Source organism: Chromobacterium sp. HL1, assembly GCF_057418835.1.
Map to the genome: position 1 here is coordinate 533109 of NZ_CP162399.1, position 14552 is coordinate 547660.

The following is a 14552-nucleotide window of genomic DNA, read 5'->3' on the forward strand; positions in this document are numbered from 1 at the left end:
ATCGTTGTAATAGTTGTTGGGGTTTTTATGGGAATATATATAAAAATTTTATGTGGTGAGTAAAGTGGGCAAGTCAAAGGGCTTGCTCACAACGTCTTGGCAAAATCTCCTGACAGACAGATTAGGGAGATGGAAGTGGAGTGGGCGCAGCGGGCGACGGCGGGAAAGTCTACGTCAGACTTGGCGGGTCAGAAGACGACACGAAGCAAAGGGAAGAAGGATGGCTTGACCAAAGCCGAGGCTGAATATGCCGCCAACTGGAAGCTGCCCACAGCAGAAAGCCAGGCATTGAAAAATGTGTATCCAGAGATACTGCTGAGCTTTCCAGCCATGGGATGGCTGGTCGTGGCAAAGGGGGCGAGTCTATGGAGCAAGTTTGCGACGGCTGTGCTGGGTGGAGGGGGAAACTATCAAGTACAAACAGCGTTTAATCCAGACCGACCGGTGAATTGGCTTGATGTCGGTTTGGGGGCAGCTACTTGGTTGGTGGATGAATGGAGCGAGCTTGGGTGGTACTGTTGTTTTCAACACTTATGCCGCGAGTGTAAGTTCAGATTTCCAAGGGCAGGACCCATTGCCTAGAATGGCTGGAGCTGCGATAGGTAGTGCGGTTGGTTATGGTATCGGCAATGTAGTCGCTGGTCAGCTTAATCCAAAGTTTAATCCATGGTATAGGCCCCAGTGGGTTACGGTTGGACCGTATGGAATACAAGGGTGGAACTATCTTAATCCCATGCCTAATATTTTTGGTTCTGCAGTTAGGAGGGGTTTGGCAAGAGAGTGTAAATGCTGGTGTTGTTTGTCGGATGCAAAATGATGGATAAACTATGTTATTGTTTGTGAAATTATTTTTAAAAAGACTGGTGTTTCAATTTGTTTTTTGGTAGGCTGGTCTTTTGATTTGTTGTGCTATTTTGATTTTTTTAAACCCTATTGTGGTTTGGATGGTTTTAGGTGATTTTGTTTGGCCTCCTAATGTTGATGTTGCATTAAAAATATTAAAGGCAGGTGTGATGTCTGGGTTTTTTATAGCATCATTTTTATTTGTGCGTGATATCTTTCTTTATTTAAGAGATCATTATTTTTAGCCGAAATTGGAGTGGGTGGGTTTACGAATTTACTAGTGCGGAAACAGGTTTCCTACGTAGACAAATCAGAGCTTTGCCGTCCTACGGGTTGATTTGTTATTAATTTTATGGGTGTTTGTTTGGAGCGCTACTGCTTGTTGGACGAATTGGATTAATTTTGTGGAGAGTTGCGTTCAATACCTATTCTGCTAATGTTTGGCTGGATTTCAGGGGCAGGATCCTTTGCCTGGTATGGCTGGTGCAGCAGTAGGTAGTGTTGTTGGTTTTGATATTGGTAGCATTATAGCTAGACAACTAAATCTGAAGCTGAATCCATGGTATCGGTCAGACTGGATAACCGTTGGACCATATGAGGTAAAGGGATGGAATCAGCCGAGCGGGCTTCCCTCTTTTGTTGGTAATAATCTGGGTGGAATTACTCAGGAAGCAACTGGGGGCAATGTTGTTAATGCGTTACAATGCAATGGAGGGAAGAAGTGATTGTGTTTTTAAAGTTTTTTTTGACTAGGTTGCTCGTGCAAACTCTTTTGTTTGTATTGATTTTTGTTTTTGGTTATGTTTTTGCTATTTTTGCTTCGCCAATTATTTCTTGGCCTTTTGTTGGGTATTTTAATTGGAATTTAGATCAGGAGCTTTTTTTTAGGGCGCTCAAGTGGGCAGTTATTTCAGGGGGGGCTTCAGGGGTGGGAATGTCATTTTTTGATGTGTATCTTTATTTAAAAGGGTGTCGATAGGGAGAGAGAATTGCATAAATGTAATGATATTATTTTTTATGTTGATTAGTTGATGCTGTTTTGAATAAAAGTTCATATTTATTCGGTCGGTGTGAAAGTCTTGAACTTGATGAGGAAGTATGTTTGGGTTCGTGGGGTAAGTGAAAATGACCAGTGATGAGCTTTGTGTCTTTGCAAAATTTGTGAAATCAAGGTGAATTTTGTTTAGTTTGTTTAATGTCTGAATCAAGATCATAAAAATAATAGCGGTGAGTGGGGTAATGTTGCCCTTGGCCAGTTTCTTGCTGGGTTTTCTGGGCTTGCAAGGGATATGAGTGGATTCTATAAGAATATGGATGAAGTTGTGGATGTTGAAGAAATTACTTGGAAGATAGCTGTAGAAATACTGCTGGCTGCTACCGTTTATGCCGCATAATAGTTATATTCCTTGCGTGGGAATAGTATGTTCATGTAGTTTGCGATAAAAATTATAATGCGAATAGTTTTGACTTCATCTGAGTGAAAAAACATAGTAACCCAGCGACCAAAGCCCCTCTTGGGGCTTTGGTCGTTTGGAGGGGTTAGGCCAGTTCCTGCATTTGCATCGTAGTCTGTTGCAAGCGGTGGGCGAAGGGTTCCAGCAGGCAATACACCTGTTCGCATTCCAGCGTGTCTAGCTTGGATTGCTCCAGCATCGCCGCCAGCGCCGACAAGGCGGTGCTGACTTGATTGAATTCCAGGCTGAGCAGATGAAGGCTGTGATCGAAGTGTTCGCAGTACGCGTCGAGTTGCCGCAATAGCGGGTCAATCGGGTGGAGCGTGGCATCCTGCTGACGCAAGCTTTTCAGTTGGAGCAGCAAGCTTGATAGAGATGGGATGTGGTGGGGGCGAGGGGCGTTAGACATGGTGCCTCCATGATGTACGGTATGTTTTCCGCAGCCCACTTCCTACGGTGGGCGGCAGCCCGAACGAGGGTAGGAATACCGGCACCATGGAACCGGCCAGCCCGTGGGCTGCCTCGCCCGGTCCGCCTATGAGGGCATGACAAGGCACACGGACACAGCTGCTCTCGCAGTGATGTCCGCCATGATGCAACTCGGGTTCCTACGCCCGGTGCTGAAGCACAGCACGGCCGGATTATCACGTGCCTGTGGCGGGGAGGCAAGGGGCGGGCGTCCGCTATGGCGGCGCAGCGAGGCCGGGCGCGTTTGAGTTCGGTGTTTCCTCCGGCGGCAGAGGCTTAGAGTCTGTTTATGATCTTTTGTAGGTGTGGTTAAACGCTGCTAGATATGTAGGAGACCACGTATCCGACGCGCCCCAGTCCCTTCAAGCCTGCCGACGGGTGGCAGGCCCGAGGTCTTAAGCGGCTGCTTGTTCGAGCAGCGCGACGTTAGCGCGCCATCACTGAGCAAATCAGAGATTCGCACGTAGAGAGTTCAGCCGCGCCTCGGGACTGACGGGAACCGGCGGGAAGCCGTAGGCCAGGCTTGCAGGGCGGCCTTTGGGGTAAAGGGGAATTTGGCCGCGCAAATTCCCCTTTCCGTTTTATTCCCTCGCGACGCTACGCTTGCCTCGCTCGGTCAGGGCGGAACCGGCCCTAAATCATCATCCGCGAAGCGGATTCAATGCCTTGAACAATACTCCCGATCAGAAAAGATCGTGAACAGGTTCTTAGGCAAGGTCCGGCATGGCGGCGGCAGGGCTGGACAGCGCATCGGCGAGTTCGCTGTTGAGGCGCGCGAGCACGGCGTCCCGGGCGCTGGCGATGAAGAAGTGGTCGCCGTCGAACCAGTGGACGCGCGCGGGCGCGGCGGTTTCCCGCTGCCAGCCTTCGGTCTGTTCCGGCAGACGTTGCCGGTCGCCGCGCCCGGCCAGCACGGTGATGGGCAGGGCCAGCGGCGGGGCCGGCTGGTAGCGATAGGTTTCCACCAGTTCGAAGTCGGTGCGCAGGGTGGGCAGCAGCAGATCCATCATTTCCCGGTGGGCCAGGATTTCCGCGGGCGTGCCGTTGTAGTCGCGCAGCGCGTCGATGAAGCCGTCGTCGTCCATCCGGTGCAGCATGCGCGGCGGCTGGCGGTGTTGCGGCGCGTCGCAGCCGGACACGATCAGCCGCAGCGGCTGCGGCCGGCCTTGGGCGCGCAGCCGCCGCGCCAGTTCGAAGGCGATCAGGCCGCCCATGCTGTGGCCGAAGAAGGCGAAGGGCAGTTCGTCGTCCAAGGGTAATTCCCGCGCCAGCGCGTCCACCAGCGGCGGCAGCGCCTTGAAACCGGCTTCGCGGAAGCGGGCGGCGCGGCCGGGCAGTTGCGCGGCGCAGACTTCCACTTCCGGAGGCAGCCGGCCTTGCCAGCCGGCATAGGCGCCGGCGTGGCCGCCGGCGTAGGGAAAGCAGTACAGGCGCAGCCGCGGCGCTTGGCTGGCGGACTGGCGCTGGAGCCAGGGGGTGGGGTGCATCGATTCAGTCTCCTGTTTGCAGGGAAGGGGTGGCTCGGGCGTCCGCGGCGCCGGGGCCGGCGGGCGCGCCGATGGCGCGCAGCCGGGGGCTGCACAAGGCCAGCACGGCGACGCCGATCAGCAGCAGGCCGGCGCCGGCGAACAAGGCGCGCACCGGCGCCGAGGTCAGGCTCAGGCCGGCCAGCGTGGTGGACAAGGGCGTGACCGCCGCCATCATGAACATCAAAAAACTCATCACCCGGCCGCGCATCTCCGCCGGAATGCGGGCCTGGATCCAGGCCATCAGCCGGACTTGCACCAGGCCGCCCAAGAGTCCGATCAGGAACATCATCGCGCAACTGGCGGCAAACGCGGCGGACAGGCCTAGGCCGATGATCAGCGCACCCATCAGGGCGTCCGCGCAGAATACCATCCATCCCAGCCGGCCCAGCGTCTTGGGCGGCAGCAGGCTGAGCAGGGCCATGCCCAGCAGGCTGCCCGCGCCTTGGGCGGACAGCAGGGTGCCGAAATGGCCGGCGTCCAGGCCCAAGACGTTCTTGACCAGCAGCGGCAGACCGATCTGGATGGGGCCGGCGGTCAGGAAGGCGATCACCGCCCAGTAGAAGAACAGCGCGCGCAGGGTGGCGTCGCCCCAGGTCCAGGCGGCGCCGCGGCGGATGGCGCGCAGGATGCCGGCGGCGGATTGCGTCGGTGCCGGCGCGGCGGCGGCGAGCGGCCGCAGCCGGCTGAGCATCAGGCCGGCGCTCAGGAAGCAGGCGGCGCCCAAGAGGAAGGCGAGGCCCAGGCCGCCGCCGGCGCGGACGCCGGGCAGGGCGATCAGCGCGCCGGCCAGCATGGGGCCGGTCAGCAAGGTGAGCTGGTTGACCGCCATGAACACGGAGTTGGCCTGTTGCAGCCTGTCTTCCGGCACGGTGTTGGGCAGCAGGGCGGCGGCCGACGGCCCGGTGAAGGCGGCGACGACGCCCATGGCGGCGGCGAAGGGATAGAGCCAGGCCAAGGGCAGCCCGCCGCGGTAGGCGGCGTAGCCTAGCAGGGCCAGCAGCGCCGCGCAGCATAGCAGCGAGCACTGGAACACCCGCCGCGGCGAGTGCCGGTCCGCCACCGCGCCGCCGACGATGATGAACACCGCGCGCGGCAGTTCCATCGCGGTGACGACCAGGCCGAGGGCGAGGCCGTCGCCGCCCAGCTGCAGCACCAGCCAGGGCAGGGCGATCAGCGCGGTCTGCTGGCCCAGGATGGAGCAGAACCAGGCGGCGGAGAGCCAGAGAAAGCGCCGGTCGCGCCAGAGCGAGGACGGCGGGGCGGCGAGGGCGGCGGACATGGGCTTAGACATGGCGTTCTCGCATCGCGCGCTCCAAGCTGTCCGCCAGCCCGGCCACATGCGGCTCGCGCAGCATGTCGGCGTGTTCGCCGGCGGCGCGGAACACCTGGACCGGGCCGGCGGCGTAGTCGGACCAGCCCAGGTCGGCCGGTCCGGCCATGCTGGCGGCCAGCCCGTCGGTGACCCACACCGCCACCGGGCAGGGCGCGGTTTGCGGCTGATGGCCGCGCAGGCTGAGCAGGTTGGCGCGGTAGACGTCGAACATGGCCTCCACCCGGCGCGGGTCCATGCCCTGGGGGAACAGGCCGGAGTCTTGCACCCGCCGGCTGAGCAGCGCGAAGCGCCCGGCGCGGTCCAGCGGCCGCAGCATGTCTTCCGAGACGGCCAGCGTTTTGCCGGTGGCGATTTCCACGGTGCGGGCCATGTAATGCAGCAGCCCGGCCTCGTCCTGGGGCAGCTCGTTCAGGAAGCCGGCGTCCGGGCGCGGCGGCGCGTCCAGCGCCGCCAGCAGGCTGACTTCGACGCCGGTCTCGACCAGCCGCCGCGCCAGTTCCGCCGCCACCGCGGCGCCGAAGGAGTGGCCGGCCAGGATCAGCGGTCCGGGCAGGCCGGCTTGCCGCACGGCGGCGGCGTAGCGCTCGGCCATGGCCGCCACGCTGTCGTCGGCGGCGACGGCCGGGTCCAGCCCCGCCGCTTGCAGGCCGTAGACGCGCCGGCGCGGCGATAGCCGCTCCACCAGCTTTTGATAGCCGATGATCTGGCCGGAACCGTCGTGGACCAGCAGCAGGGTGCCGTCGTCGCCGTCGGTCCGGATCGGCACCAGCACCGACGGCGCGGCGGCCTGGCCGGCCTCCTGAACCAGCCGGGCGAACTCGGCGACGGTGCCGGAGGTGAACAGCGAGGCCAGCGGCAGCTCCACGCCCAGTTCCTCGCGGATGCGGGACAACAGTTGCAGCGTCAGCAGCGAGTGGCCGCCCATGTCGAAGAAGCTGTCGTCCACGCCGATGCGCGGCAGGCCCAGAACGGCGGCGAACAGCGCGGCCAGCTGCGTTTCCAGCGGAGTGCTTGGCGCGCGGTAGGCGCGCGCTGCCAGCTCCGGCGCCGGCAGCGCGCGGCGGTCCAGCTTGCCGTTGGGCGTCAGCGGCAGCGCCGGGAGGCTGACCCAGGCGCTGGGGATCATGTATTCCGGCAGTTGTTCGGCCAGCGCGCGGCGCAGCGCGGCGGTGTCCGCCTCGCTGTCCGCCGGCACCAGATAACCCACCAGCCGCGCGGCGGCGGGCGGCGCGTGGTGCAGCGCCACCGCGGCGGCGGCGATGCCGGGCTGGGCGCTGAGCGCGGCTTCGATCTCGCCGGTTTCGATGCGATAACCGCGCAGCTTCAGCTGTTGGTCGCCGCGGCCCAGGTATTCGATGCGGCCGTCCGCCAGCCAGCGCGCGCGGTCGCCGGTGCGGTAGATCCGCTCGCCGCGGCGGAAGGGGTTGGGGAGGAAGCGCTCCGCGGTGAGCCGCGGGCGGCGCAGATAGCCGCGGGCGACGCCGGGGCCGGCGAGGTAGAGTTCGCCGGCGAGGCCCGGCGGCGTCGGCTGCAAGGCTTCGTCCAGGATGTAGGCGCGGTAGCCGGGGATGGCGCGGCCGATGTCGACGGGCTGGCCGTCGCGCGCGGCGATTTCCGTCGCGGTGCCCCAGACGGTGGCCTCGGTGGGGCCGTATTCGTTGTAGAAGCGCCGGCCTTGGCCTATCAGGTCGCCGGCCGACACCGTTTCGCCGCCGAACAGGACCGCGCGCAGCGATCCGCCCCAGCCGGCGGGCTGGGCCTGGGCCACAGTCCGGTACAGCGAGGGCAGGCTGAGCCAGACTTCGGCCCGCTCGCGCTCCACCAGGCCGGCCAGGTAGCCGGGCTCCAGCTGGCCGCCGGCGCGGCTGAGGATCAGCCGGCCGCCGCAGGCCAGCGACCAGAACAGCAGGGCCACCGAGCTATCGAAGGAGAAGGAGGGCAGCAGCAGGAAGGCGGTGCCCGGCCGCGACAGTTCCGCCGGATAGAAGGCGAGGCGGGCGGCGGTGGAGGCGTGGAGATTGCCGTGCTGGATCGCCACGCCCTTGGGGACGCCGGTGGAGCCGGAGGTGTAGATCAGGTAGGCGGGGTGCTCGGGCCGCAGCGGGCGGACGCGCTCGGCGTCGGCGGGGTTGCCGTCCGGCAGCGCGGCCAGTTGCGCTTGCAGGGCCGGCTCGTCCAGATTCAGCCGCGTCGCGCCGTCCGGCAGCGTGGCGTCGCTCAGGGTCAGCACGCAGCGCGGGGCGGCGTCTTGCAGCATGAAGGCGATACGGGCGGCCGGGTAGTCCAGGTCCAGCGGCAGATAGGCGGCGCCGGCTTTCAGCGCGGCGAGCATGGCCACCACGGCGTCGGCGGAGCGCGGCAGCGCGATGGCGACGATGTCTTCCGGGCCGACGCCGAGCCGGATCAGGCCGCGCGCCAGCTGGTTGGCGCGGCGGTTGAGTTCGCCGTAGCTCAGGCTGAGGCGCTCGTCGCTCAAGGCCGTCGCTTCCGGCGCGGCGGCGGCGCTGGCCTCGATCAGGGGCAGCAGGGTGGCCGGCGCGGACGCCGCGTCGCCGTCGTCCGCCAGCAGCCGCCGGCTTTCGCCCGCGTCCAGCAGCGCCAGGCGCGGCAAGGGCTGTTCCGCCTGATCGGCCATGGCCAGCAGCAAGCGTTGCAGCCGGGAGGCCAGGCTGCGCGCGCCGGCGTTGGTGAACAGGTCGACGTCGTATTCCAGCATCGCCTGCAGGCCGCCGTCGGCTTCGTGCACGGTCAGGGTCAGGTCGAAGCGCGGCGAGCTGTCGTCGTTGGACAGGGTTTCCAGCTCCAGCCCCGGCAGGCGCAGCGTGTCCAGCGGCGCGTTCTGCAGCACCAGCATGGTCTGGAACAGCGGGTTGCGCGCCAGCGAGCGCTCCAGCCGCAGCGCGTCGACGATGGTTTCAAACGGCATGTCCTGCAGTTCGTAGGCTTCCAGCACCACGTCGCGGACCCGCGAGAGCAGTTGCAGCGCGTTGGGCGCGCCGCTCAGATCGACGCGCAGCGCTAGGGTGTTGACGAAGCAGCCGATCAGGCCCTCCAGGTCCAGGTGATTGCGGTTGGCGATGGGGCTGCCTATCACCAGATCGCGCTGGCCGCTGTAGCGGGACAGCAGTTCGGCGTAGCCGGCCAGCAGCACCATGAACAGGGTGCCGCCGGCGCGCTCGGCCAGCCGGCGCAAGTTCTGGGTCTGCGCCGGCGAGAAATCGAAGCGGACGAAGCGCCCGCGGCGCGGACCGTCGGCGCCGCGCGGCCGGTCGCCCAGCAGTTCCAGCGCCGCCGGGGCGTCGGCCAGGCGCGTTTTCCAGCGCGCCAGCATCTGGTCGTAGCGTTCGCCGGACAGGGCGTCGCGCTGCCATTGGGCGAAGTCGCCGTACTGGATGGGCAGGGCGGGCAGGCTGGGCGGGCGTTGTTCCCGCGCGGCGGCGTAGAGCTCGCCGAATTCACGCACCAGCACGCCCAGCGACCAGCCGTCGGACAGCGCGTGGTGCAGCGCGATCAGCAGCGCGGCGTCGTCCGGGCCGATGCGCAGCAGGGCGAAGCGCAGCGGCGGCGCGGCCTCCAGGTCGAACTTGGGCCGGGCGAAGGCGTCGGCGGCGCGATTCAGCGCCGCGTCCAGGCTGTCGCCGGCGTCCACGCGCAGCGTCAGTTCCTGCAGTTCCGGCCCGTCGCCGCCGTCGACGATTTGCCGCAGCTCGCCGTCGCTCAGCGCGAAACGGGTGCGCAGCGCCTCGTGGCGGCGGACCACGCCGGCCAGCGCGGCGCGCAGCGCGGCCAGGTCCAGGCGGCCGCGCAGGCGCAGGCCCTGGGCGATGTTGTAGACGCCGTGTTCGCCCTGGTCCAGCCGTTCCAGGAACCAGAAGCGCTGTTGGGCGAAGGAGGCCGGCAGCGGCCGCGAGCGGTCGGCCGGCGGGATGCGGCGCTCCGGCGCGGAGGCCGGCGCGGCGGGGTCTTCCAGTGCGACGCGTGCCGCCAGCGCGGCGGCGAATTCGGCCACCGTCGGGTGTTCGAACAGGGTGCGCAGCGGCAGTTCGACGCCGAATTCGGCGCGCAGCCTGGACATGACCCGGGTGGCCAGCAGGGAGTGGCCGCCGGCTTCGAAGAAGTTCTGTTCGCGGCCCAGGCCGCCGACGCCCAAGACCTCGCCCCAGAGGCGGGCCACTTCGTTTTCGGCGCGGTTGCGCGGCGGCGCTCCGGCGTCGGCGCCGCCTTGTTGGGCCTGGCCGGGCTCGGGCAAGGCGCGCCAGTCCAGCTTGCCGCTATGGGTCAGCGGCAGTTTGTCCAGGGTGACGAAGGCGGCCGGCAGCATGTAGTCGGGCAGGTGCGCGGCCAGATGGCGGCGCAGCTCGGGTCCCAGCGCGTCGCGCGGCTGGCTTTGCGCCGGGGTGTTGAAGCAGGCGGTGGGCTCGCCGTCGTCGTTCCCGTCCAGCCGTTCCAGCGCCAGCGGCGGCAGGGCGTCGGCCGCGGCGGCCAAGGCCAGGTCGAAACGGCCGTCGGCGGCGTCCTCGCTCCAGCTGAGGCGGGCGGCCAGGCCGGCGGCCGCGGCTTCGGCCAGCAGTTCGGCCGGCTCGGCGGCGTCAGACGGCGCTTGCGCCCGCCAGGGCTGGCCGTCGGCGGCTTCGTCGTCGGCCGCGCTGTTGGCCGGATCATGATCCAGCCAGGCGAGGAAGCGGTTGACCTCGGCGGCGCGGCGGTTGGCCAGGCCGGGCCGCAAGCGCGAGGCGTCTGCGGCCGGCGCGGCGGCGGCGCGCGGCGCGCCCTTGCTCAGCACCACGTCGTAGCGGTAGGTGGTCAGCTCGCAATCGCCGCCGTCTTCCTTCAGGCGGATTTCGATTGCGGCGATGTCGCCGCGGCGGCGCGCCAGGCGGCGGAACAGCGCCGGGTCCACCAGCAGTTCCTTTTCCTCGGCGATCAGCGCGTCCAGTTGACGGCGCAGTTCCGCCCGCGTCGGGCGGGCGACGGCGGGCAGGCGGCGCAGCAGGCGGCTGGCCTGGAAGTGGCGCAGCAGGCCCAGGTGGCGCAGGTCGCCCAGCAGCAGTTTGCCGCCGGGGCGCAGCCGCGCCAGCGCCTGGTCCACCACGTCCAGGAAGTAGGCGGCGTCGGGGAAGTATTGCGCCACGGAATTGACGATCACGGTGTCGAAGTCGTCCGGCAGGCCGGCCAGCTCGCGGGCTTCGCGCCGCTCCAGCGTCACCTGTTCCAGGCCGCGCGCGGCCACGGTGCGGCCCAGGCGCTCCAGCGCGCGGGCGGAGAAGTCCAGGCCGTGGTAATGCTCGCAGTCCGGGGCGACGGCGAGCAGCAGCATGCCGCTGCCGACGCCGATTTCCAGCACCCGGCGCGGGTTCAGCGCGCGGATGCGGCTCAGGATCTCGTCGCGCCAGCGCCGCATGTGTTCGGCGGGAATCAGCGCGTTGTCGTAGGAGTCGGTCCAGCCGACCAGGTCGAGGTCGGCGTCCTCGGCCGGCGCGTCCTCGTAGATCATGTCGAAGGCGGGCAGCCAGCCCTTGTCCTTGTCCTTGGCGGCGGCGTCCACGCCGCTGCGCTTGGCGACGTAGGCGACCAGCCGCGCCTGATCGCCGTCGCCGCGCACCACCACGGCGGCTTCCGCCACCGCCGGGTGCTGGCTGAGCAGGGCCTGGATTTCGGCGGTTTCGATGCGGAAGCCGCGCAGCTTGACCTGTTGATCGGCGCGGCCGCGGTATTCCAGCTCGCCGCGCGGAGTGACGCGCGCCAGATCGCCGCTGCGGTAGAAGTGCAGGCCGCTGTCCAGGTGCGGGTCCGGCATGAAGCGCTGGGCGCTCAGCTCCGGCTGATTGACGTAGCCCAGCGCCACGCCGGCGCCGCCCACGTGGATTTCGCCCACCATGCCCGGCGGCACCGGCTGCAGGGCGTCGTCCAGCAGACGGATGCACAGATCGGGCAGCGCCGCGCCGATCACGCTGCCCAGCTTGCGCTTGATTTCGGGCAGGCCGATGCGGCGGAAGGTCACGTGCACGGTGGTTTCGGTGATGCCGTACATATTGATCAGCTGCGGGTAGTCGTCGCCGTGGCGGTCCAGCCAGGGTTCCAGGCTGCTCAGGTCCAGCGCTTCGCCGCCGAAGACGACGTAGCGCAGCGCAAGATCGCCTTCGCGCGGGTTCGCTTCCTCGGCGGCCATCAATTGGCGGAAGGCCGACGGGGTCTGGCTCAGCACGGTGACTTTTTCCTCGCACAACAGCTGGTAGAAGGCGTCCGAGGAGCGGGCCAGCAGCGGCGGCACGATCAGCAGGACGCCGCCGTGGGCCAGCGCGCCCCAGATTTCCCATACCGAGAAGTCGAAGGCGTAGGAGTGGAACAGCGTCCACACTTCGCGCGGGCCGAACTGGAACAGCTCGGCGCTGCTGGAGAACAGCCGGGCGCAGTTGCGGTGGCTGACCGCCACGCCCTTGGGCCGGCCGGTGGAGCCGGAGGTGTAGATGATGTAGGCCAGGCCGTCCGGGTCGTCGCCGGCCGGCAGCGCCGCCGCCGGCGCGGGTTCCGCCGCGTCCAGCGTCAGCAGCGGGCCGGCGAAGGGCGGCAGCGAGGGCGCCAATGCCTCGGTGCTGAGCACGGCGCGCGCGCCGCTGTCTTCCAGGATGTAGCGGATGCGGTCGGCCGGATAGGCCGGGTCCATCGGCACATAGCCGGCGCCGGCCTTGAGCGCGGCCAGCACGCCGATCAGCATTTCGAAGGAGGGCGTCAGCCATAGGCCCACCGGTTCGCCCGGCCGCACGCCGGCGGCCGCCAGACGCCGCGCGGCGGTGTCCGACAGCCGTTCCAGTTCGCCGTAACTGAGCTCTCGGCCGTCGCAGCGCAGCGCCGCGGCGTCGGCGTGCCGTGCGGCGAAACGGCTGAAGGCGCGGTGCACCGGCTCGCAATCGACGGCTGCCGCCTGCCGCGGCAGGGTCAGCAGGGCGGCGGCCTGCTGCGGCGTGGTCAGCGGTAGCGCGGCCAGCGGCGCGTCCGGCTGACGGCTGGCGGCGTCCAGCAGCAGGCTCAGTTGTTCGGCGAGTCGCTCCACCGAGAGCCGCTCGAACAGCGCGGTGTTGTAAGAGAACGCGCCGGACAGGCCGTCCTCGGTCTCGCGCATGAACAGCTCCAGATCGAAACGGGCGGCCTCCTGGCTCAGCACCGGCGTCAGCCGCAGCCCGTCCAGCGTCGGCATCGCCGCCGGGATGTTGAGCAGGGTGAAGGCGACCTGGAACAGCGGGTTGCGGCTGGGGTCGCGGCTGGCCTGGCCCAGCGCGCCGACCAGTTGGTCGTAGGGCACGGCGGCGTGCTCCACCGCGTCGCGCATGGTGTCCGATTGCCGGCGCGCGAACTGGCGGAAGCTGTCCGCGGGGCCGATGCGGCCGCGGATCACCAGCATATTGGCGAAGAAGCCGATCAGCCCCTCGGTTTCCACCCGTTCGCGGCCGGCCAGCGAGGTGCCGATGGCCAGATCGTCCTGACGCGCGTGGCGGGCCAGCAGCGCCTGGAAGGCGGACAGCAGCAGGCAGAACAGGGTGGTGCGTTCGGCCGCCGCCAGCCGGCGCAGGCGCTCGGCGGTATCGGCGCCGATGTCGAAGCCCACGGTGGCGCCGTCGAAGCCCTGCACCGGCGGCCGCGGCTTGTCGGTGGGCAGCTCCAGCGTGGGCAGGCCGGCCAGCTGGGTTTTCCAGTAGGCGAGGTCGGCGTCCCAGCGGTCTTGCCGGCCGTTGGCGTGCTGCCAGCGCGCGTAGTCCAGGTACTGGATGGGCAGCTCGGGCAGTTCCGGCGCGCGGCCGCGGCTGAGCGCGGCGTAGGCGCGGGCCGCCTCGTCCATCAGCACCGTCAGCGACCAGGCGTCGCCGACGATGTGATGCAGGGTCAGCACCACCGCGTGTTCGTCCGCCGCCAGCTTCAGCAGCGCGATGCGCAGCGGCTGGCCGACGGACAGGTCGAAGGCGTGGGCGCTTTCGCGGCGCGCTAGCGCCTCCAGCCGGGAGGCGGCTTCTTCGGCCGGCAGGCCGGACCAGTCCAGGCGCTCGATGGCCGCGCGGCCGGCCGGCTGCGGGATCTGCGCCGCCGCGCCGTCCACTTCGCGGATGGCGGTGCGCAGCGAGGCGTGGCGCGCCACCACGCAATCAAAGGCCCGGCACAGCGCGTCCGCCTGCAAGGCGCCGCTCAGGCGGAAGGCGGAGCAGATATTGTAGGCGGCGGCGCCGGCGCTCAATTGGTGCAGGAACCAGAGCCGCTGTTGTTGGAAGGACAGCGGGCCGGAGGCGGCGTCGCCGCGGGCGATCCGCCCGCCGTCGACGGGCGCGGGGGCCGGGAGCAAGACGTCCAGTTCTTGTTCCAGCAAATGGTCGAGAAGGTCCAGGTCGTTATCGTTCCAATCGCTAACGCTCATTTCAATGGCTTTCCAGGTGATGTGTTGTCGGCGCCCATCGGGCTGCGCGTCCATCGCGCCCGATTTGATTTCGATTATTTTTCGAGGTCTGTAAAAATATTCAATTTATGCGGTATATTCTTCGGCGGGTTTTGTGAGTCGGTATTCTCCGATTTAAACAATTCCAATTAGCAATGTTTTGGTTGGATAAATAGATTTATTTAGAAACTGTTTTAATTTTCTAGCGACGGCACGGAGGTTGATATGACGCAGGACGCGATGAACGAAACCAAATACATCGTGGTGGTGAATCACGAGGAGCAATATTCGATATGGCCGGAATATCGCGACATTCCAGCCGGCTGGCGCTCGCTTGGCGTCAGCGGCGCGGAACAGGAGTGTCTGGACTATATTGAAAAGAATTGGACGGATATGCGTCCTTTGAGCCTGAGGCAGTTCATGCAGGAAAATCAAACGGCTTCCCCTTCCGCGAATTAATGGTGTCTATGTCTTGTTTTTGAAGTCGCCGCATTGCGGCGACTTTT

At 65.9% G+C, this 14552-nt stretch carries 7 protein-coding genes; 3 read left to right on the forward strand and 4 right to left on the reverse strand.

Annotated elements, in window-relative coordinates:
* Window positions 1-129: 129 nt before the first annotated feature.
* Both AB1Z25_RS02500 and AB1Z25_RS02505 read left to right on the forward strand, forming a co-directional pair.
* A complete protein-coding gene (locus tag AB1Z25_RS02500; RefSeq protein WP_486636506.1) occupies window positions 130-582 on the forward strand; it encodes a hypothetical protein in 453 nt (150 codons plus the stop codon).
* Window positions 583-2042: 1460 nt separating this feature from the next.
* Window positions 2043-2237: a DUF7660 family protein gene (locus AB1Z25_RS02505; protein ID WP_486637340.1), complete on the forward strand. Its 195-nt coding sequence runs from the start codon at window positions 2043-2045 to the stop codon at window positions 2235-2237.
* Between the two features lie 145 nt (window positions 2238-2382).
* Here AB1Z25_RS02505 and AB1Z25_RS02510 read toward each other — a convergent pair whose 3' ends face one another.
* The 4 genes from AB1Z25_RS02510 to hmlG all read right to left on the reverse strand — a co-directional run bounded on the left by AB1Z25_RS02510 (window position 2383) and on the right by hmlG (window position 14028).
* Window positions 2383-2706, reverse strand: a complete 324-nt coding sequence (locus AB1Z25_RS02510; protein WP_486636507.1) for a hypothetical protein — start codon at window positions 2704-2706, stop codon at window positions 2383-2385.
* A 766-nt stretch (window positions 2707-3472) separates the two neighbouring features.
* The gene (locus AB1Z25_RS02515) at window positions 3473-4252 is read right to left on the reverse strand and encodes a thioesterase II family protein (RefSeq protein WP_107798075.1); all 780 of its coding nucleotides are present in this window, start codon (window positions 4250-4252) and stop codon (window positions 3473-3475) included.
* 4 nt (window positions 4253-4256) lie between these two features.
* Window positions 4257-5585: a jagaricin export MFS transporter HmlH gene (gene hmlH / locus AB1Z25_RS02520; protein WP_486636508.1), complete on the reverse strand. Its 1329-nt coding sequence runs from the start codon at window positions 5583-5585 to the stop codon at window positions 4257-4259.
* Window positions 5578-14028 (reverse strand): jagaricin-like haemolysin non-ribosomal peptide synthetase HmlG, encoded by an 8451-nt coding sequence (hmlG, locus tag AB1Z25_RS02525; protein ID WP_486636509.1) that lies wholly within the window; start codon window positions 14026-14028, stop codon window positions 5578-5580. Before hmlG ends, hmlH begins: the two co-directional genes overlap by 8 nt.
* 243 nt (window positions 14029-14271) lie before the next feature.
* On the opposite strand from hmlG, the gene AB1Z25_RS02530 reads away from it, so the two are divergent.
* Window positions 14272-14505: an MbtH family protein gene (locus AB1Z25_RS02530; RefSeq protein ID WP_107798078.1), complete on the forward strand. Its 234-nt coding sequence runs from the start codon at window positions 14272-14274 to the stop codon at window positions 14503-14505.
* Window positions 14506-14552 lie beyond the last annotated feature (47 nt).